The sequence below is a fragment of the Streptococcus pseudopneumoniae genome, from assembly GCF_001072315.1.
Classification (GTDB): Bacteria; Bacillota; Bacilli; order Lactobacillales; family Streptococcaceae; genus Streptococcus; species Streptococcus pseudopneumoniae_R.
In genome coordinates this window covers 30,911-50,638 of record NZ_JVLI01000100.1, presented here as the reverse complement: position 1 = coordinate 50,638, position 19,728 = coordinate 30,911, and the positions used below count along the sequence as shown (strand labels likewise).

19 protein-coding genes and 2 pseudogenes are annotated in these 19,728 nt (G+C 38.4%); 2 read left to right on the top strand and 19 right to left on the bottom strand.

Translation table 11 applies throughout. From position 1 onward, the window contains the following. Positions 1-82: 82 nt before the first annotated feature. Positions 83-1,438, bottom strand: coding sequence for a 23S rRNA (uracil(1939)-C(5))-methyltransferase RlmD (rlmD, locus tag ADH54_RS05250; protein ID WP_049524300.1), 1,356 nt, complete (start codon positions 1,436-1,438; stop codon positions 83-85). A gap of 37 nt (positions 1,439-1,475) precedes the next feature. On the opposite strand from rlmD, the gene recX reads away from it, so the two are divergent. Both recX and ADH54_RS05240 read left to right on the top strand, forming a co-directional pair. Beyond that, positions 1,476-2,252, top strand: a complete 777-nt coding sequence (recX, locus tag ADH54_RS05245; protein WP_049524299.1) for a recombination regulator RecX — start codon at positions 1,476-1,478, stop codon at positions 2,250-2,252. A gap of 88 nt (positions 2,253-2,340) precedes the next feature. Then, entirely contained in the window at positions 2,341-2,874 is a 534-nt protein-coding gene (locus tag ADH54_RS05240; protein ID WP_000775316.1) for a nucleoside tri-diphosphate phosphatase, read from the top strand. Positions 2,875-3,230: 356 nt separating this feature from the next. Here ADH54_RS05240 and ADH54_RS11300 read toward each other — a convergent pair whose 3' ends face one another. From ADH54_RS11300 to ADH54_RS12045, 18 genes and pseudogenes are all read right to left on the bottom strand, one after another. Then, the gene (locus ADH54_RS11300) at positions 3,231-4,088 is read right to left on the bottom strand and encodes an Rgg/GadR/MutR family transcriptional regulator (RefSeq protein WP_080980790.1); all 858 of its coding nucleotides are present in this window, start codon (positions 4,086-4,088) and stop codon (positions 3,231-3,233) included. 12 nt (positions 4,089-4,100) lie between these two features. Further along, positions 4,101-4,874, bottom strand: a complete 774-nt coding sequence (locus ADH54_RS05225; RefSeq protein ID WP_049524298.1) for a class I SAM-dependent methyltransferase — start codon at positions 4,872-4,874, stop codon at positions 4,101-4,103. A gap of 398 nt (positions 4,875-5,272) precedes the next feature. Next, positions 5,273-6,040, bottom strand: a complete 768-nt coding sequence (locus ADH54_RS05220; protein WP_049524297.1) for an epoxyqueuosine reductase QueH — start codon at positions 6,038-6,040, stop codon at positions 5,273-5,275. Positions 6,041-6,163: 123 nt separating this feature from the next. Then, entirely contained in the window at positions 6,164-7,786 is a 1,623-nt protein-coding gene (gene groL, locus ADH54_RS05215) for a chaperonin GroEL (protein WP_049524296.1), read from the bottom strand. Positions 7,787-7,801: 15 nt separating this feature from the next. Further along, positions 7,802-8,086, bottom strand: a complete 285-nt coding sequence (groES, locus tag ADH54_RS05210; RefSeq protein WP_000917323.1) for a co-chaperone GroES — start codon at positions 8,084-8,086, stop codon at positions 7,802-7,804. Between the two features lie 155 nt (positions 8,087-8,241). Further along, positions 8,242-8,637 carry a single-stranded DNA-binding protein gene (locus ADH54_RS05205; protein WP_000282442.1) on the bottom strand — a complete coding sequence of 132 codons (396 nt, stop codon included), beginning with the start codon at positions 8,635-8,637 and terminating at the stop codon, positions 8,242-8,244. A 76-nt stretch (positions 8,638-8,713) separates the two neighbouring features. Then, the gene (locus ADH54_RS05200) at positions 8,714-9,475 is read right to left on the bottom strand and encodes an SDR family NAD(P)-dependent oxidoreductase (RefSeq protein ID WP_049524295.1); all 762 of its coding nucleotides are present in this window, start codon (positions 9,473-9,475) and stop codon (positions 8,714-8,716) included. A gap of 42 nt (positions 9,476-9,517) precedes the next feature. Then, a complete protein-coding gene (ytpR, locus tag ADH54_RS05195; protein WP_049524294.1) occupies positions 9,518-10,144 on the bottom strand; it encodes a YtpR family tRNA-binding protein in 627 nt (208 codons plus the stop codon). A gap of 15 nt (positions 10,145-10,159) precedes the next feature. After that, a complete protein-coding gene (locus ADH54_RS05190) occupies positions 10,160-10,477 on the bottom strand; it encodes a thioredoxin family protein (protein ID WP_049524293.1) in 318 nt (105 codons plus the stop codon). Then, on the bottom strand, positions 10,474-10,773 hold the full coding sequence (locus ADH54_RS05185) for a DUF4651 domain-containing protein (protein ID WP_049524292.1): 300 nt from the start codon (positions 10,771-10,773) through the stop codon (positions 10,474-10,476). Before ADH54_RS05185 ends, ADH54_RS05190 begins: the two co-directional genes overlap by 4 nt. 237 nt (positions 10,774-11,010) lie before the next feature. Next, positions 11,011-12,084 (bottom strand): N-acetylmuramoyl-L-alanine amidase family protein, encoded by a 1,074-nt coding sequence (locus ADH54_RS05180; RefSeq protein ID WP_049524291.1) that lies wholly within the window; start codon positions 12,082-12,084, stop codon positions 11,011-11,013. Between the two features lie 119 nt (positions 12,085-12,203). Next, the gene (locus ADH54_RS05175) at positions 12,204-13,811 is read right to left on the bottom strand and encodes a CTP synthase (protein WP_049524290.1); all 1,608 of its coding nucleotides are present in this window, start codon (positions 13,809-13,811) and stop codon (positions 12,204-12,206) included. Positions 13,812-14,198: 387 nt separating this feature from the next. Further along, on the bottom strand, positions 14,199-14,786 hold the full coding sequence (gene rpoE, locus ADH54_RS05165; RefSeq protein WP_049524288.1) for a DNA-directed RNA polymerase subunit delta: 588 nt from the start codon (positions 14,784-14,786) through the stop codon (positions 14,199-14,201). A gap of 131 nt (positions 14,787-14,917) precedes the next feature. After that, positions 14,918-15,079, bottom strand: a complete 162-nt coding sequence (locus ADH54_RS12180) for a hypothetical protein (RefSeq protein ID WP_193389694.1) — start codon at positions 15,077-15,079, stop codon at positions 14,918-14,920. A gap of 36 nt (positions 15,080-15,115) precedes the next feature. Continuing rightward, positions 15,116-16,516: a DEAD/DEAH box helicase gene (locus ADH54_RS12740; RefSeq protein ID WP_414716760.1), complete on the bottom strand. Its 1,401-nt coding sequence runs from the start codon at positions 16,514-16,516 to the stop codon at positions 15,116-15,118. 11 nt (positions 16,517-16,527) lie between these two features. Continuing rightward, positions 16,528-16,809, bottom strand: a pseudogene (locus tag ADH54_RS12735) (DNA primase); the annotation flags it as partial. 105 nt (positions 16,810-16,914) lie between these two features. Next, positions 16,915-17,778, bottom strand: a pseudogene (locus ADH54_RS12730) (TOTE conflict system archaeo-eukaryotic primase domain-containing protein); the annotation flags it as partial. A gap of 327 nt (positions 17,779-18,105) precedes the next feature. Continuing rightward, positions 18,106-19,683, bottom strand: a complete 1,578-nt coding sequence (locus ADH54_RS12045) for a hypothetical protein (RefSeq protein ID WP_049524285.1) — start codon at positions 19,681-19,683, stop codon at positions 18,106-18,108. Positions 19,684-19,728 lie beyond the last annotated feature (45 nt).

Genomic DNA, 19,728 nt, shown 5'->3' with positions numbered 1-19,728 from the left:
TAACCCCTTGACCAACGGACCAGAGTTGTTATTTTCAACTCTTACTATTATACCGACTTTTTATTTTTTGTCAACTACTTTTTTAAACTTTTTTAATTAATTTTACAACAGCTTCAGTTCGAGCTGTATGTGGGAACATATCGACCGACTGGATATAATGAAGATCATAGACTTCTACTAAGCGTACCAAATCACGAGCCAAGGTTGAAACATTACAAGAAATATAAACCATTTTTTCTGGTACATAAGTAAGAATAGTATCTAATAACTTATCATCCAGACCTGTACGTGGTGGGTCCACAATCAGAGCATCTGCTCGGTAGCCTTCCTTGTACCAACGAGGAATAATCTCTTCTGCCGTTCCAGCTTCATAATGAGTATTGTCAAATCCCATTCTTTTAGCATTTCGCTTGGCATCTTCAATAGCTTCTGGAATAATATCCATACCTCTGAGTGTTTTAACTTTCTTTGCAAAGACAAACCCAATCGTTCCAACTCCACAATAAGCGTCAATCAAATGGTCGTCTTTAGTAACATCCAAGGCTTTTACCGCCTCATTATAAAGAACTTCTGTCTGTTCAGGATTTAGTTGATAGAAAGCTCGAGGAGATAGTGAAAATTCATAATCGAGTACACCTTCTTGAATACTCTCTTCTCCCCAGATAATCTCTGTCTTTTCACCATAAATCTCACTGGTTTTAGCTGTATTTGTATTCACAGCGACTGTCTCAACTTCTGGGAAATCCTTAACTATGTCTTTTACTAGTTGGGTTAAATTAAGCTGACGATTTGTAACAATAATAATCTGAACCTGTCCAGTCTTTCTTGCTCGTCGGACCATTATAGTTCTAACACCTAGAACTTTTCTCTCATCCGTTATCGGAATTTGGTGAAAAGTAAGTAATTCCGCTAGGCGATTAGCAATCACTTGGGTTTCCTTGTCTTGTACCAGGCAGTCTTTCAACTCTACTAAATAGTGAGAGTTTTGTGCATATAAGCCCGCCTTGACCTGATTCTTAAATTTTCGAGTCTGAAATTGTAACTTAGCACGGTAGTACTTTGGTTCCTGCATTCCAATAGTTGGACGGATTTCATAATTTTCATATCCTGCAGGGGCAAATTTTTTCAGTGCTTGGTGAAGTAAGTCCGTCTTGAACTCCAGCTGCTTATCATAATGCAGGTGCATGATTTGGCAGCCTCCGCACTCATTGTAAATAGTACATGCTGGCACAACACGGAATTTAGACTTCTTGTTGACTTTTAATAATCTTGCTTCAACAAAGTTACGTTTAATAGAAGTAATCTGACAATAGATATCTTCTCCTTTGAGAGCACCAGGCACAAAGACTAATGTTTTTTGATAAAAGCCGATTCCCTCACCATTAATTCCCATGCGCTTGATTTTTAATGGTATTTTTTGTTTCACTTTCAGATTCATACCCCTATCTTATCACATTTTGAGTTATAATAGAACTATGAAAATCACAAAACTTGAAAAGAAAAAAAGACTTTATCTGATGGAGCTTGATAATGGCGACAAATGCTACATTACTGAAGATACTATTGTTCGTTTTATGTTATCAAGAGATAAGGTTATAAGCCAAGAAGAATTGAAAGAGATACAGGAATTTGCTCAATTTTCTTACGGTAAAAATCTAGCTCTCTACCACCTATCCTTTAAAGCTCGCACTGAAAAAGAAGTCAGAGAATATCTGAAAAAATACGATATTGATGAAAACGTAGTTTCTCAAGTCATTATTAATCTTAAAGAAGATAAGTGGATTAATGATGCTCAGTACGCTTATGCTATCATCAACGACAATCAGCTTTCAGGAGACAAGGGGCCTTATGTATTGATTCAGAAACTAACACAAAAAGGAATTTCAAAATCTACTACAGAAGAAATTTTAAAAGAATTTGATTTTTCGGAAGTTGCTCAACGTGTAGCTAATAAACTATTGAAAAAATATGAGGGAAAACTTCCAGCTCGTGCCTTGCAAGATAAGATAATCCAAAATCTGACCAACAAGGGGTTTTCCTATTCTGATGCTAAAACTGCCTTTGACGAGTTGGATAGTCAAGTTGACCAAGAAATGACTCAGGAACTCATCTTCAAGGAACTAGATAAGCAATATGCCAAGTATGCCCGAAAATATGAAGGATACGAACTTAAACAGCGTTTAACCCAAGTTTTAGCACGAAAGGGCTACGATTTTTCGGATATAGCAAGCGCTCTCAGAGAATATCTTTAATATTTTCATGTAAAATTCACAGATTTTAGGTAATTTTATGGTACAATAGTAAACGATAAACTTATAAATTGTAGAAAGTTGGTTAGTTATGAAGCTTCCAAAAGAAGGCGACTTTATTACAATTCAAAGTTATAAGCATGATGGGAGTCTCCACCGAACTTGGCGGGACACCATGGTACTAAAAACAACAGAAAACGCCATTATTGGTGTCAACGATCATACACTTGTTACCGAAAGTGATGGTCGTCGTTGGGTCACTCGAGAACCGGCTATTGTTTACTTTCACAAGAAATATTGGTTTAATATCATTGCCATGATTCGTGATAATGGAATTTCCTACTATTGTAATATGGCTAGTCCCTACTATCTGGATGAAGAAGCACTGAAGTATATTGATTACGATTTGGATGTTAAAATTTTTACAGATGGGGAAAAACGTCTCTTGGACGTTGAGGAGTATGAGCGTCACAAACGCAAAATGAATTATTCTGATGACTTGGACTATATTTTAAAAGAACATGTCAAAATTCTTGTTGATTGGATTAACAATGGACGAGGTCCTTTCTCAGAAGCCTATGTAAACATTTGGTACAAGCGCTATGTAGAACTAAAGAATCGGTAAAGTTGTCAAAGGTCAGGAACAAAATCCTGACCTTGTTTTTTGGTAGTGTAAAATAAATTGTGTAAACACAAAAAGGAATAAATCCATTATAGCAGAGTTACAACACATTACTAGAAATAGATTTATGCAGAATTCGTAAAATATATAAAACAAATAGATATACTGATATTTTTTAATATCTTTGTTCCTTGTAAATTTACAATAAACTTATATCGTTTAATACAAAAATACGGAGATGATTAGTATAAAAATACAGGTCAACCTTGTATCAAATAATTTATTTTTTGGATTTCCACCTAGCATCAATCACTTGGTACAACATTTTAAAAACAATATCTCGACAGAGAAAATGATACTTAATCTACCAGCTCATTTAATCGTTTTTGAAAATATAAAGCAATACTTTTAGATTCAATAAACTCAAAATATTTTATGACATTGTTCATTTGTTTAATTCCAGATTCTTTAGATTCAGTCAGATATATTTTATATCCTTCTACAAATTTGAATGTAGATTTTTCAAAAACTTTTGTGTAATCTTTTAATAATTTTTTTAATTTCATTTCAAAGTAGTCTGCATATATTAGATGTGAATTTTCAAGGCAACAGAACCAAAAATTTAAACAAGCTGATACAACTAAATTTCTATTCTTGCCGATTTTTTCGTAATAATGTGTACGCTCTAGTATTTCTTGTCCGACCATGTAAATATAATCTATTTCAAAAAGATGATATAAATTACCAATCAGCATTATCTCATAGTACTCCCATCGTTCCTTCTGAAATAAATAGTCATATACTAAATTTAGATCATCTCTACTAACTGCATGATTACAATCTATCTGATTTAATAATCCCTGAACCATAATTGTATTTATTTTATGAGTTTTTTCCCCACTCTTCTCAAAAAGTTTTTGTTGCTCATTTTTTATTTCCTCCAATCCTTTAGTATTCAAACTATAAAAATTCGGAGATGAGTTAACCAAAAAATCATCAAGCTCCGATCTTTTATAATGTTCTAGGTAATTACAAAAATTCTCTATCGAAACATTGATATTTGATAATAATTCAAAAAACGTTGAAAGAGAAATTTCATTTTCTCCCCTTTCAAACCTAGAGAGTTGAGATTTTGATATAGAATCAGCTGCAGCATACTCTAAAGAATGTCCGTTTAATTTTCTAAAATATCGAAAAGCTTCTCCATAATTTTTCACACTTTCGCTCCCTTAACTTTCTTTTCGAGCGATAAACATACCATATTCTTTAGGAATGATCAACATACCATTATTAAACTCACTTTCCAATCTTTTACGTATTATTTCCTCTTCTAGTGAACCTATTTCTGAAATTCCTTTAAACGATTGGATGTATTTAACTAGGTCATCTATGCTAGTTACCTGTAACTCATCATCATAGAGTAATGTATCGACAGAGTTAAAATACCTACTCAGGTACCTTTTTCCATTTTGTAAAGTAAACGTTTTATTTTCTAAATCTTGATTAACCTCATATTTAAATAAACTTGCCAAATAATTTACAACTCCATTTTCACCAAATGTAGCACAGTAAAAAATGCCTTCGGTTTTTAAGACCCTATTCACCTCAGAGAGAGCTTTAGGAATATCATTCACATGATGTAGAAGCATATTAGCAATAACAATATCAAAAGTTTCATTCTCAAAAGAAATCTTTTGAATATCCATTATCTCATAGTTGACATTGTCTCTATTTCCAATCACTGACTTCGTTGATTTTACCATATCTTTAGAAAAATCTGTAACAATCAACTGCTTCATTTTATCTATAGAATCACTATTACTTTTCCATAGTTCTCCTGTACCACATCCCAATTCTAGAACCTTTACTTCATCAGTGATTTGGTAGTTAGAAAATATCCAATTGTTAAATCCCAATTTATTTTTTGAATACTTCTTATGCAATTCTACTCGAATATCAAGATTATCATGACTTTTATATTGTTCAATTACTTTATCAATCATTTTAAACGACCCCCACTCTATAATTTGACATTATATCACAAGAATAAAGATAGTGTTAAATAAGTTGTATAAATGCAAAAAAGTAATATTCCGTTATAGCAAAGTTGTAACACATTTCTATAAAGAAATTTATTCTCACGACTCAGTTTAGCATGCTTTACTTCCTAACTCAAAAACAAAGCATCGATTAATTTATCCGTTTCTCTTTTGAAACAGATTTGAACTGATAATTGCTCGTTTTAATTTAAAAAGCTCTTTTGAGCAAAACTTCATTTTTAATAGTCCAAGGCTTGTTGAAGACTCACAAACCTTGGACTAGACATTCAAAGATTAGTCCAATGATTTCTATCTATCGCTTTTCTACTAGCAAAAAAAACTGCCTTGAGGCAAGTTTTCGTTTATATATCTAATTTCGTAACAGTAAATTTGATGTGGGAATAGTCTTTTTCAACATCCTTATCCAGCAAGAAAGCTGTGGCATCCTTCTTAACTTGAACCAGATCAATATTCTGGGCTTGAGCTGCATAGACGCATCCACAATAACATTGACGATAGATATCATACTCTTCACACATCTCCACTGAACGTTTGTAGCCTTGATTTTTCTTGAAATCACTTGGAAGATAGTGTGTTGTGTAAATTTTTTGCACATCGATTCCGATGCTGTTAATGGTTTGAGAATTCTTATGAGGACTGATGGTCAAGGCTGAACCAAAGTAGTCAAAACCCAAATCCATAGCCACTTGCGCTGTTTTATCCAGGCGGTAGTCAAAGCAAACCTTACAACGGTCGCCACCTTCAGGTTCTTCTTCTAGTCCTCTGACTAACTTACGGTATTCATTGGGTTCATAGGGAGCTTCTAGGTACTGGACTGTATTTCCTGTCCGCTCATTGAAATCACTGACAAATTTCTTGGTGACGTAAGCCCGCTTATGGTATTCTGCCTTGGGATGGATATTAGAATTGGCAAAATAAATGGTCACGTCTGCATACTTAGTCAAATATTCTAGAGTATAGGTACTGCAAGGGGCACAGCAAACATGCATGAGAATGGTTGGCCGTTGCTCATTTTTTTCCCATACTTGGACCATCTTCTGCATGACACGGTCATAATTAATCTTCTGATTGGAATTCATCTTGCTCAGAATTTCTTCTACATCGATCATGTTCTTCTCCTTTTTCTAGTCTTATTTTATCATATAAGTTAGGAGAGCTCAAATCAATTTAGAAATGAACATCATAAAAAGGAGGAATAGGCATTCCCTCCTTTTGTGTTTTCTATAGAAAGCTTACATCATACCGCCCATCATGCTTGGATCCATTGCTGGAGCTGGGGCTACTGGTTCTGGTTTATTGGCTACGACTGCTTCTGTAGTCAAAATCAAGCTGGCTACAGATGCTGCATTTTGTAGAGCTGAACGACTCACTTTAACTGGATCGATAATCCCTTTATCAATCATGTTGACCCACTCGCCAGTTGCTGCGTTGAAGCCTGTACCAAGCTCGGCATTTTTCAAACGATCGATGACGATAGATCCTTCAAATCCTGCATTGTGGGCAATTTGACGAACAGGTTCTTCCAAGGCACGGAGAACAATATTGCGTCCTGTTGCTTCGTCTCCTATCAATTCCAAATCAGCCACGGCTGGGATAACATTTACAAGGGCTGTTCCACCACCTGCAACGATTCCTTCTTCAACAGCTGCACGAGTAGCGTTGAGGGCATCTTCAATGCGGAGCTTCATTTCTTTCAACTCAGTTTCAGTTGCGGCTCCGACCTTAATAACCGCTACACCACCTGATAATTTTGCCAAGCGTTCTTGCAATTTTTCACGGTCAAATTCAGAAGTTGTAGTTTCGATTTGAGACTTGATAACTGCAACACGGTGAGAAATCGCTTCAGGATTTCCAGCACCTTCTACGATAACAGTGCTATCTTTGTCCACAGTTACTCTAGCTGCTTGACCAAGCGCCTCAATCGTTGCATCTTTCAACTCAAGGCCAAGGTCTTCAGTGATAACTGTTCCGCCTGTTAAGATGGCGATATCTTCAAGCATAGCTTTGCGACGGTCCCCAAAGCCAGGTGCCTTAACTGCTACCACGTTGAAGGTTCCACGAATCTTGTTCAAGACAAGAGTTGGAAGAGCTTCGCCATCAACATCATCCGCAATAATCAAGAGTGGACGATTGCTTTGGAGAATGCTTTCCAAAAGTGGCAAGATTTCTTGGATATTGGAAATCTTCTTGTCTGTAATCAAAATGTACGGATTTTCAAGGTCTGCCACCATTTTTTCGCTATCTGTCACCATGTACTGTGAAAGGTAACCACGGTCGAACTGCATTCCTTCAACAACTTCAAGCTCTGTTTCCATACCACGTGACTCTTCAATGGTAATGACTCCGTCTTTACCAACTTTTTCCATGGCTTCAGAAATGTATTCACCGACTTTTTCAGAACGAGAAGATACGGCAGCAACCTGAGCAATAGCTTCTTTATTGGCAACTGGGATGGCATTGTTTTTCAAAGCTTCAACTGCTGCGGCAACTGCTGTTTCAATCCCACGACGAATACCGATTGGATTTGCACCTGCTGTGACGTTTTTGATTCCTTCACGGACGATTGCTTGGGTCAAAACAGTTGCAGTTGTAGTCCCATCACCTGCAATATCATTGGTTTTTGAAGCTACTTCTGACACCAATTTGGCACCCATATTTTCAAAATGGTCTTCCAATTCGATTTCTTTAGCAATAGTTACACCGTCATTGGTGATGAGTGGTGAACCGAATGATTTTTCAAGAACGACATTACGACCTTTTGGTCCCAAGGTTACTTTAACAGTGTCTGCAAGGATATCGACACCACGAACCATAGCTGAACGGGCATCTGATGAAAATTTAATTTCTTTTGACATACTTATTTTCTCCTTCTATTCTTCAATGATTGCCAAGATGTTAGCTTCGCCTACGATGATGTACTTTTCATCACCATCTTTGACATCAAGACCTGCGTGGGCTTCAACTAAGACACGATCTCCAGCTTTAACACTTGGAGCAACCAAGTCACCGTTCAAGGTACGAACACCTTGTCCAGTAGCCACAACTTGGGCTGTTTTGGTTTTTTCTTGGGCTGAACCTGCAAGGACAAAGCCTCCAACGGTTTGTTCTTTTTCTTCGATTTTTAAGACCACACGGTCTCCTAATGGTTTTAACATCTGATTTCCTCCATAATGAGATAGATAGTATTAGCACTCTTTATACTTGAGTGCTAATTTATAGTTCTATTGTATCACTTGGTCAGAAATAGTCAAGAAAAAAGTCTGACTTTCTCAAGATAAAAAGCCTGAGAGCAACTCAGACTTTTCAATACTTAAAATGGCAATTCCTCCTCTTCCAAAACCAAATCTGCTAGGTCTTGACCTGCGTTATTTTCACGCATGGCACGTTGAGCACGACTTTCCAAGAGTTGGAATCCTGTCACGAGTACTTCGGTAACATAATTCATTTGACCATTTTTCTCAAAACGACGGGTACGAAGTTCTCCATCGACTGAAATGAGACTCCCCTTAGTTGCGTAGCTGGCCAAGGTTTCTGCTAGTCTGCCCCAAAGGACCATATTAACAAAATCAGCTTCGCGTTCCCCATTTTGGTCTTTGTAACGACGGTTCACAGCGATGGTTGCTCGCGCAACTGACTTGTCATTGTTAGTTTTGTGCAATTCTGGTGTAGACGTCAAGCGTCCGATTAAAATAACTTTATTATACATATTTTCTTCCTCCTACTTATCTATTCGCAGGAAATCAAAAAAGTTACAGAAATTTGTAACTTTTCGAGGAAATTTTTTAGTTTTTATGAACCATGAAACCTGTCGCCTGTTGATTGGCCATAATGGTCATATCTGTAATCTGAACACGACGAGGTTGACTAGTCACATAGACTACTGTGTCTGCAATATCCTGAGCTTGCAAGGCCTCAATTCCTTGGTAAACGGACGCTGCTCGTTCTTTATCACCGTGAAAACGTACCATCGAAAAATCTGTTTCGACAATTCCAGGCTGAATGGTTGTCACCTTGATATCCGTTGCAATGGTATCAATTCGCAGTCCATCTGAAAAAGTCTTAACTGCTGCCTTGGTAGCTGAGTAAACAGCGGCACCAGCATAGGCGTAGATTCCTGCGGTTGAGCCCATATTGATGATATGTCCTTGATTGGCTTTTACCATTTCTGGCAAGAAACAGCGAGTGACTGCCATCAAACCTTTGACATTGGTATCCAGCATGGTCAACATATCCAACTCCTCATAGTCCTGATAAGGTGCCAAACCTAGAGCCAAGCCTGCGTTATTGACCATAATATCAATCTGCCCTACTCTTTCTAGAATATCGGAGCAGACAGTCTTCACCATGGTCATATCCGTGACATCTAGCGGAAAAGTCCAAACTGTTTGATTTGGAAAAGTTTCTGCAAACTCCGACTTGAGGCTTTCTAGTCTATCTATCCGTCGTCCAGTTAGAACGACATTCTCACCCTGCTCCAGATAAGCACGCGCAATCGCTTCACCGATTCCTGAGGTCGCTCCTGTAATCACAACATTTTTTGCCATCTTATTTCCTTCTATCTGGTGTATTCAGATACTGACAAGTTCCTAAGCAGTCCAGTGCTTCGCTGGGTCAAATGGAGTTCCGACAACTTGGTCTTCTGATAATTCGATAACACCACGTTTTTGCGGAGCATTTGGCAGATGCAATTCACGAGGGCTACACATCATACCAAAACTCTTTTCACCACGAAGTTCGCCTGGGAAAATGAGATTGCCTTTTGGCATCATTGCTCCTGGAAGAGCTACAATGGTTTTCAACCCCACACGCGCATTAGGTGCTCCAGCAACAATTTGCACTGTCTTGTCACTTGCGACTGCAACTTGGCAGATGTTAAGGTGGTCACTATCTGGATGAGCTACCATCTCGACAATTTCACCAACAACAAACTTAGGCTCCTTGTCATTGACAATTTCCTCTGCAAAACCTTCCGTTTGTAATTCTTGGTTCAAACGAGCGACTTGCTCATCTGATAAAAAGACTTGACCGCGCTCTGCAATTTCAAACAAACTTGAAACTTCGAAAATATTCCACGCCACTGTTTCCCCATTATCTTTGAGGAAAACACGAGCTACCTTTCCTTTGCGATCCACATTTAGTTTGGCATCTCCGCTATTTTTTACGATGACCATAAGGACATCGCCGACATGTTCTTTGTTATATGTAAAAATCATTGTTTCTATTTTCTCCTATTTCAGTCCTGCTAAAAAGTCGTTAATTTGTTGCTTGCTTTTACGGTCGCGATTAACAAAACGACCAATTTCCTTGTCTTTTTCTAGAACAACAAGGCTAGGAATCCCGTAAACATCCCAGAGTTTAGCTAGATCCATGTACTGATCTCGATCCACTCGAATAAAGGTGAACTCTGGATTGGTCTCCTCAATTTCTGATAAGGCAGGATAGATATAACGACAATCGCCACACCAGTCTGCTACAAAAAGAAAGACTTTCTTCCCATCTTTTTCCACTAAAGATGCTAATTCTTCTAAACTTGCTGGTTGTATCATAAGACTTCCTCCTCATAGACTAGGTCTTCATTTTCATAGACAAAGGTATAATGACGGCCATCCTCAAAAATGACGCCACCAACCAAGCTCTCTAGACTGCTTTCATAGACTTGAACATAGAGGGTCGCAATTTCCCCCATATCTGAAAAATGGTCTCGCACAATCGCTGTCAACTCTTCCTGAGTCTTCATGAACTTACGGTCATCTGCAACTTTTTTCGTAGCAAGGGCAAGGCTTCCAATACCAAGCAAAGCCAAGCCTGCCATCCACATTTTTTTAGCTTTCATACCATTCATTTTAACACAAAAAAGGCTTTAGGACAAATGAGGAAACCGCAGAAAAGCAAGTAAAAAGCCTCTTCCTTTAAGGAAAAGGACTTCTTATACTAAGAGCAAACTAAGAAGCTAGCCGCAGGTTACTCAAAGCACTGCTTTGAGGTTGTAGATAAAACTGACGAAGTCAGCTCAAAACACTGTTTTGAGGTTGTGGATGAAGCTGACGTGGCTTGAAGAGATTTTCGAAGAGTATTATTCTTATTGCCAGGCACCTGAGTTGCCAACGTAGTAACCATCAGGGGTGTAGGTATTGCGAAGCATCTTACCTGATGAAGCCAGATAATACCACTTACCATTGTCTTTGATCCAATCATTCGCTTGCATGGCACCAGAAGAACTTACATAATACCAGTCTCCCTTGTCATAAACCCAAGCGCTTGCTTTCATGGCTCCTGAAGCTGATAAATAGTACCACTTGCCTTGGTCGTAAAACCAATCACTCGCAATCATGGCTCCTGATGATTTAAAGGCATACCAGTTGCTACCTTGATAAAGCCAAGTTTGATTGAACATGACTCCTTTATCATTCATAAAGTACCAAGTTCCCTTGTCTTTAATCCAATCCTTCTGTACTAATTGACCTTGTTTTTGATAGTACCAGTTTTGGTTTGATTTTAGCCAACTTTCTGCTTTTACAATCGGATAAAGTTCTTTGAAAGATCCTCCATCATATTTATGACTGATAGATTTTAGTTTTTCAAGTTTCAACTCGCCATTGTCATAGTCTGCCCAAGCAAAGACTTTTTGACCATTGACAGTCTCTGGTAAGGTAGCAGTGTAAGTCTTGGTTTGATAATCCCATTTAGCATCTAGGTAAGTGTATTGATCATTTGATTCTTCAATACGATAGTAGCCTCTCTTTCCACTATCATTATGAATATCATCCACAACTTTCGTTGACCAGGTCTTCACTTCATTTCCGCTCTTAGCCTCGACCTTGATATCTCCTCTATAGCCATATGGAACATAGAAATTCAGGTAACGTCCTTCTATACCCATCATAGAATGTTCCTTTTCTTGACCTAGAAAATTGACTGTCTGATCTTGACCATTGAGACTAATTGTCCACTCGATTTTCTCGGTTTTTGGCAAATCCAAGACCTTGATGTCCACTTCATGACCATTGTTAAACCGAAGAACCTTGCCATCTTGATACTGTACTCCACACTTAACAACCCATTCTTCTTTAAGCTCAAATGCCTGCCCTGAATGTGGAAAAGCCAGTAAAGCTAGACCAGCTAGAGACAAACCAAATAATGTGATTTTTTTCATTGTAGTTCCTCCTTAGGATTTTTTATGTTAATTATATCACTATGTTTTTATTTTGCAACTCATATCCTAAATATGCAAGCAAAAAACCTCTGAGATTCTTCTCAAAGGTTATAATCTAGCTAATTGCTGTTCTCAACTGCTGCAGTGACAAAGGCAGTGTAGAGTTCTTCTGGGCGATTTGGACGGCTTGAAAGTTCAGGGTGATATTGACAGGCTACAAAGAATTTATTTTCTGGAATTTCCACAATTTCGACCAAACGATTGTCTGGAGAAACTCCCGAGAAGACAAAACCTGCTGCCTCAAACTGCTCACGGAAGGCATTGTTAAACTCATAACGGTGACGGTGACGGCGTTGCACCACTTCTTGATTGTGATAAGCAGCTGCTGCCTTAGAGCCACGTTTCAACTTAGACGGATAAAGTCCCAAGCGAAGGGTTCCCCCCATATCCTCAACATCAATCTGATCACGCATGATATCAATGATAGGGTATTTTGTTTCTGGTGCAAGCTCTGCAGAATTGGCACCTTCAAGACCTAAAACGTGACGAGCAAACTCGATACAAGTCAACTGCATGCCCAAGCAGACTCCCAACATTGGAACATCATTTTCACGCGCATAGCGGATGGCTTGGATTTTCCCTTCAGTACCACGTTGACCAAAACCACCCGGTACGATGATTCCGTCCGCATCAGACAAGAGCTCTGCTACATTCTCTGCTGTCACATCATTGGCATTGACCCAATTGATTTTCACTTCTGCGTCGTTGGCATAACCAGAGTGTTTCAAGGCTTCAACCACAGAAATATAGGCATCTTGCAACTCCACATACTTACCAACAAGGGAAATTTTGACCTGTTTCTTGAGGTTCATGACCTTGTCCACCATGGCTGACCATTCTGTCATATCCGCTGCTGGTGCATCTAATTTCAAATGGTCACAGACAATTTGGTCCATACCTTGTGCTTGCAAGTTCAGTGGAATTTGGTAAAGATGTTCAACATCCAACGATTCGATAACGGCTTCTGGTGCCACGTCACAGAACTGGGCTAGTTTGTTTTTAATTCCTTGACCAGCTGGTTGGTCTGTACGAATCACCAACATATTTGGTTGGATTCCCAATCCACGCAATTCTTTTACAGAGTGTTGAGTTGGTTTGGTTTTCATTTCACCGGCAGCCTTGAGGTATGGAAGCAAGGTTGTATGGATATACATGACATTGTCCGCACCCACATCTGCCTTCATCTGACGAAGGGCCTCTAGGAATGGCAAGGACTCGATATCTCCTACTGTTCCACCAACCTCTGTGATAATGACATCAGAGTCGGTCGTTAGAGCGGCACGCTTGATTTTTTCTTTCAAAGCATCTGTGATATGAGGAATGACCTGAACAGTTGCCCCAAGGTATTCTCCACGACGTTCTTTACGAAGCACTTCACTGTAAATTTTACCAGTTGTCACGTTAGAATATTTGTTGAGATTGATATCGATGAAACGTTCATAGTGACCCAAGTCCAAATCTGTCTCAGCTCCATCATCTGTCACAAAAACTTCCCCGTGCTGGTAAGGACTCATGGTCCCCGGATCGATATTGATATAAGGGTCAAACTTTTGAATGGTTACTTTGAGACCACGATTTTTCAAGAGACGGCCTAGACTTGCTGCCACAATCCCTTTCCCAATAGACGATACCACACCACCAGTTACAAAAATATATTTCGTAGACATAGATTCCTCTTTCTAAAATGCTCAAGGCCTTGCTAACTAAGAGGGGACATAGAAAACAAGACCCTACTAATAAGAATAATCTGGGACGACTGCACCAGATTCACAACTAATACTCTTCGAAAATCTCTTCAAACTGCGTCAGCTTCGGTTTGCCGTATATATGTTACTGACTTCGTCAGTTCTATCTACAACCTCAAAGCAGTGCTTTGAGCAACCGGCGGCTAGTTTCCTAGTTTGCTCTTTGATTTTCATTGAGTATAAAATACAAGAAGATAACTTCTTGAAAAAACAAAAATAGCTCCCTAAGAACTAGGGAGCCCCGACCTCTAAAAGAGGTGCCCGAACAATATGATACCTAAAAATAGAATAATTGTCAATAGCTAATTTTTATTCCTCGATGTTTTCAGCATCATCATCTGAAAACTCGTCGTCTTCTTCGTTGAGATCCACGTCTTCACCCAAGTCATCTGGGGCGATTCCGTTGATTTCTGCATCGTAAGCTTCCACTTCGTTTTTCTCATCATCTGGATTTTCATCATCGTATGAAAGAGCTGGATCTGCTTCGTATGCATCTTCATCTTCTGGGTCATCCGCATTGTAGTCAATAGCATCTGAATCGCCATCCATGAAGGCATTGACACGTTTTTTCTTAGCTTTTGGTGCTACTTCATCGTCGTCATTTTCTTCAAGAGCAATGATCTCTTCGTCGATTTCGTCCACACCATACCATGAACGAAGACCCCATTTGTTGTCTCCAAGTGAGATGAAGCTACCGTCAAAGTTCAACTCTGTGTAGAACAAAGGCAAGGCTTCACGGATATCGCTGTTTGATGTTCCAAGATAGTTTTGAATTTCGTTTACAAGATCGCTAAAATGCATCTCATGATCGCGACCACGAAGTTCCAAGATAGCACGCGCTACCTCAATCATAGATAGTTCACTTTTTTCTTGCCCAGCAAATACTTCTAATTCCAAAGCGTTTCTCCTCATTTATACTACTATCGCCAGAGTAAACAGACTCTGACCTCATTTTATCATTTACTCTTTATTTTACGATAATTTTGCAGAATAGTCAAAGGTTAAGGGGGAGAAAGTGACAGGACTTTTTATTTCTTTGCTACCCAACCAATGGCATCGCTAGGTGGATTTTCGGTATCAATCCAGATGAATTCAATACCAATTTCCCCATTTTTAAACTTAGTCAAGCGAATACCGTTGATTTCCAGTTCATTGAGTCGCTGACCTATCAAGACTTCTCGTTTTTTCAACTGGAAAGCATACATAGAAATTTTTAAAAATTTTCTCTATCGTAAACCTGCCACTATTTCAGAAACTATACAAGCTGATTCCAAACGTAATATGGTCATTTCATCTACCTTCCCTAATAATGGCATTGCACCATACCAAACAATAGTCTTATTCACCAAAAGAATAGGCGTTACTATTTTTGATTGAGTAAAAGACACTTTAATTTTCTTGCTCTTCAACTGGTCTAGCCATGCTTTATTTGCAACCGTCTCTGGTATACATATCTCAATTTGACTAATCCTAAATTCTTTTAGAAAATTCATCAGTTTTGTCTGGTGCACATAAGGTAAAACAAGCAGACATTCCTGTCTTTCCCCTGCTAAGTCCTTCCTCAACACATTCTCATATCTACTATCAACATAAACGAATTGTTTCTCCTCACCCTCAATGGCACGATAATCCATCTTTCGATAAGCTACTTGTCGTTTCTGAAACATCTTTTCTAAATAAGGAACATGAATATCCACATAATCGAAAATACGTACCAAAGACTTATCTTTGTAGTTTCTATGAATCCGACCGGCGTACTGAATTAAATTATTTTTCCAAGAAAAGGGCGCTGCCAAGATCAGCGTGTCCAACTGAGGTAAGTCAAAACCTTCGCCAATGTATTTTCCAGTTGACAACAATACAAACCCTTTATCTAGCTGTTCTAATATCTCCAGTAAACTTGTTCTCTCTCGGACTTTGGTTTTTCCGCTAATAATGTAACAGCCATCAACCTCTTTCTCTTTCAATAACTTTTCAAAAACATCTATCTGTTGAATTCGATTAACTAGAACCAAGATATTCCGACCTTCTGCCACTTGGGCTAGAATATCCTTGAGAATCAACTGATTCCTCGCTGAGTCTGTAGCAATCCAATCACTGAGCTGTATAAAATTACTTGCTTTGGTCTTTTCAATTTCCAAATGAGCAAAAGAAGTGAATCTTAATTGCAATTGCCGTTTAAAATCCGTTTCCCTCTTATCAGCAGTATGGAGTATCTCACCAATTCTCTGAAAAACAATAGGCTCATGACCATTCTTACGCTCAGGCGTAGCCGTCAAACCGTAAAGATACTTCCCTCTAAACTGAGCAACAACTTTTTCAAACATCAAGGCAGAGACATGATGACACTCATCCACAATCATCATCTCATACTCATCCAAAAGACTTTGACTATTTTCCAACTTAAATAGAGATTGAATCATAACGACATCAACCAGTTTACTCAGCCATTTCTTAGTCCCACCGTACTGTCCAACATAGCCGATTACCTTTTCACGACCTGATGCCGTATAACGGATAGCCTCCTCCTCTTCGAAAGTCAAAAAGCAGTTTAAGCGATCTAGCCATTGGTCTAAGAGTTGCTTATTATGGACTAGAATAATTGTTTTTGTTTTCCGTTCAGAGATAAGAGCAGCACCTAAAACGGTCTTCCCAAAACCTGTCCCGCATGAAGTAAACCATTTTCTTTAGAATTCATATCTGACAGGGCTAATTCTTGCTCCAAAGTAAGCTCTCCCTTAAATGCTACTCTAATAGACCTTTGTACTTTTCTCCTATCCTCCACAACTACCTGCTTAAATTTATCTTGCAATGGATCTAACAAGCCTCTTGGCAGCCATAAATAATAATCGGATTCTCCAAATAAATACATTCGCTCAGGAATTTGATAGATTGGCTGTCGCATAGCCTGCTTTAAATATAGTAAAATGAAATAATAACAGGACAAATCGATCAGGAAAGTCAAATCGATTTCTAACAATGTTTTAGAAGCAGAGGTGTACTATTCTAGTTTCAATCTACTATAAAATTCGGGATTAGAAAAGGAAGCCATATTTTTCAAGAAAAAAAGTGCCTTGGATGTCACAGACGATTTTTCAAGTTGGATCATATTGGATAAAACGACCTTCAACTCCTTATCCAATTCTTGCTTGCCTAACTCCTCTTGGATTAACAGTGCCACTTTAGCAGTTGAAATCCTCTGAATTTCTTGTAGATACCTCCATTGATCTTCATAAGGCTGAAAATGTTCATCCACAAAGACCGTTCGCCCTTGATGATAAGCTTCTCCTTGAAAAGGAAGGGAAATTAAATTATCAAATCCACCTTTAGGAAGAACATCCTGATTTGGAAACATGCGATCAAAAGAATCAAAGGACAGTTGCATACTTTCCTGCATAGCCAATTCTAATAGTTTCTTTCCAAACAGGCGAGCCTTTCGACTCAGAATCGCTTCCTCAAAGAAGAACCAAATATGGAGTCCGTAACCCGAACGAGAAATCTCTAAATGGGCTTCCATCTGGCGTTCCCTGGCTATTCTTCGAATGGTTAAACCAGCTTCTTTCCAATCTCCTTCATCCAAATCCAGTACCAAAAAATAACAGCTATCATCTAAGTGCATAGGAAAGATACCGATAGCTGCCTCCCCACGAAAATGAGATTTCAAAACGGAGTTCGTCAATGTCTGGAAACTCCGTTTTTCAGGTGGCAACTGCTTCCAACCATAATCATAGGAAGGAAAATACTGAATTTTCCCTTGTTCATTGATAAAATTCTTAGCATAAACATCATAACGTCCAGCAAACACGGAGGTAAACAATTGTAATTTTTCTTGCGTCGTCAAGTGACTACTTTGAAGTTGGAACATCTCCTCGAACCGAGAGCGTTCCATCACAAACTGACTCTTGTCTTTAAGACGTTTATAGTGGAATGAAATAAGATATGAACAAATTGATTAGGAAAATCAAATTAATTTATAGAAATCTTTTAGCAGTCATGGCGTCCTATTCCAGATTCAAAATGCTATACACAAGAAAAACTCACTATCCCCATTAAAAGAAGAAAAGACATCAAGGACTTCTACCACAATTCCATCCAAAGACACAAAAACAGCCATAAGAGTCACCTCCTTGATTCCTATAGGCTGATTATAACAAGACTGGCTGAAATTGTACATGAAAATAAAATCCCTTACTTGTTACAATACCTTTGAAAACTTTTATTTATTTGCTACCCAGCCAATAGCATCGCTAGGGGGATTTTCAATATCAATCCAGATGAATTCGATGCCGATTTCCCCATTATTAAACTTAGTCAAACGAATACCGTTGATTTCCAGTTCATTTAAACGTTGACCTGTCAAGACTTCTCGTTCTTTCAACTGGAAGACTCCTCGTAAAATCCAGTTGCCAAGAATTTCTTGCTTATCAGTTGACTGAATTGCCTTTCCAGCTTCTTGATTTATATAGGCGTTAATAACATCACCAGAAGATAAAAAGCGTAGTTTAAAAGTTCTTTCTTCTTTAGATAGAGCTAATTTTTTAGTTCCAGGTTCAAAAGTCCCAAATCCAGAGCCAAAGAAATCCGGTCTTTCGTCATGGAAGTTCTTAGAGTCTGGCAGAGGAATGTAAACTTCACTAACTGGACGATAAACCAGCTGTTCAATTTCTTTAATGAGTTTTTCATTGCCAGTATTATGGGCAAAGTGAATCAAGTCCTCACGAATCGCCTTCATCTGAGCTTTTTCTTCCTTGCTCGTCCATTTTTTCAAGAGAATTTCTTCTAAGGAAAAAGTCACAAAAGCTAGTTCTTCTGGAGCCAGACTGTCTTTGAATTTTTCCTGAATCTTTAGAATCCGTGGCAGACGATCTTTCTTAGCTAGTTTTGATCCTCCGTTAAAAGCATTGAAACCAGAGTTTTCTTCCACATTTCCATGTTTGTCTGTAATAACCCAAGACACTGTTTCTAAGATATCGGTTTTATCCTTTTCAGCGGTCAGTAAATGAAGATTTTCAAAGAGAGAAAAAGGATCTTCAATATAATGGACATCCCAAGTATCTACCACAATGTCTTTATTATTAAAAGTCATGTGGAGCTGACTGTCAGCTGCCGTGTACTTGTAGTGGTGTTGCCCATCCGTAAATCGAAAATTGGTTGGATTGTTTTTGGTAGTTGATCCTTCAATGACCAGATTATCAATATCAACTGGCAAATAAGATGTTTCGCCGACAAAAATCTTAGGATTTTCTCCTTTTGGTGTCGGCATCAGAACGTGATAGACAGCTTCAACATTGACCGAATCTGAGTTAAAACCCTTGATTTGTGCTTTAGAAGATTCGATTCTCTGATTTCTTAAGGACGCAATCTTTCGTGCCAACTCTTCATAGCGTTGATAGTTTTTCTTATCTGCTGTTTCTTTATCTGCTGAAATATCTGCATGGAATTTGATATCACCCAACAATTCCGTCCAATCTTGAGAATCTTTCTTAAACTGAGCGATTTTTTGGTCTCCAGAATTAATCCCAAAAGACTTGATACCTACTAGGTATTTATGATTTTCATCCACAACGACAGAGGCATCATAGGAGGTATTGGCAATATCTTCCCCAACCGCATTAAAAGCCTTCTGGAAGACTGTTTCTTGAAATTTAGAATTAACAATCGGAGCAACATAATTCTCTGTTTGTCCCTCATCTTCGGACTCAGCCTTTTGAGAGAAAGCTTGGCTCAAGCTAGCGAAGTTGGTAATTAAGGTTTTGTATTTTTCTTTTTGTTCAGACTTTAGATATTCCCACATAAGCACCCTCTTTTCTATTTTCAGTATATCAAAAGAAGATTAGTT

Bases quoted from the DNA above. Each gene is read 5' to 3' on its own strand.
- rlmD (WP_049524300.1), bottom strand. From the start codon at position 1,438: ATGAATCTGAAAGTGAAACAAAAAATACCATTAAAAATCAAGCGCATG.
- recX (WP_049524299.1), top strand. From the start codon at position 1,476: ATGAAAATCACAAAACTTGAAAAGAAAAAAAGACTTTATCTGATGGAG.
- ADH54_RS05240 (WP_000775316.1), top strand. From the start codon at position 2,341: ATGAAGCTTCCAAAAGAAGGCGACTTTATTACAATTCAAAGTTATAAG.
- ADH54_RS05225 (WP_049524298.1), bottom strand. From the start codon at position 4,874: ATGATTGATAAAGTAATTGAACAATATAAAAGTCATGATAATCTTGAT.
- ADH54_RS05220 (WP_049524297.1), bottom strand. From the start codon at position 6,040: ATGATCGATGTAGAAGAAATTCTGAGCAAGATGAATTCCAATCAGAAG.
- groL (WP_049524296.1), bottom strand. From the start codon at position 7,786: ATGTCAAAAGAAATTAAATTTTCATCAGATGCCCGTTCAGCTATGGTT.
- groES (WP_000917323.1), bottom strand. From the start codon at position 8,086: ATGTTAAAACCATTAGGAGACCGTGTGGTCTTAAAAATCGAAGAAAAA.
- ADH54_RS05205 (WP_000282442.1), bottom strand. From the start codon at position 8,637: ATGTATAATAAAGTTATTTTAATCGGACGCTTGACGTCTACACCAGAA.
- ADH54_RS05200 (WP_049524295.1), bottom strand. From the start codon at position 9,475: ATGGCAAAAAATGTTGTGATTACAGGAGCGACCTCAGGAATCGGTGAA.
- ytpR (WP_049524294.1), bottom strand. From the start codon at position 10,144: ATGATTTTTACATATAACAAAGAACATGTCGGCGATGTCCTTATGGTC.
- ADH54_RS05190 (WP_049524293.1), bottom strand. From the start codon at position 10,477: ATGATACAACCAGCAAGTTTAGAAGAATTAGCATCTTTAGTGGAAAAA.
- ADH54_RS05185 (WP_049524292.1), bottom strand. From the start codon at position 10,773: ATGAATGGTATGAAAGCTAAAAAAATGTGGATGGCAGGCTTGGCTTTG.
- ADH54_RS05180 (WP_049524291.1), bottom strand. From the start codon at position 12,084: ATGAAAAAAATCACATTATTTGGTTTGTCTCTAGCTGGTCTAGCTTTA.
- ADH54_RS05175 (WP_049524290.1), bottom strand. From the start codon at position 13,811: ATGTCTACGAAATATATTTTTGTAACTGGTGGTGTGGTATCGTCTATT.
- ADH54_RS12045 (WP_049524285.1), bottom strand. From the start codon at position 19,683: ATGTGGGAATATCTAAAGTCTGAACAAAAAGAAAAATACAAAACCTTA.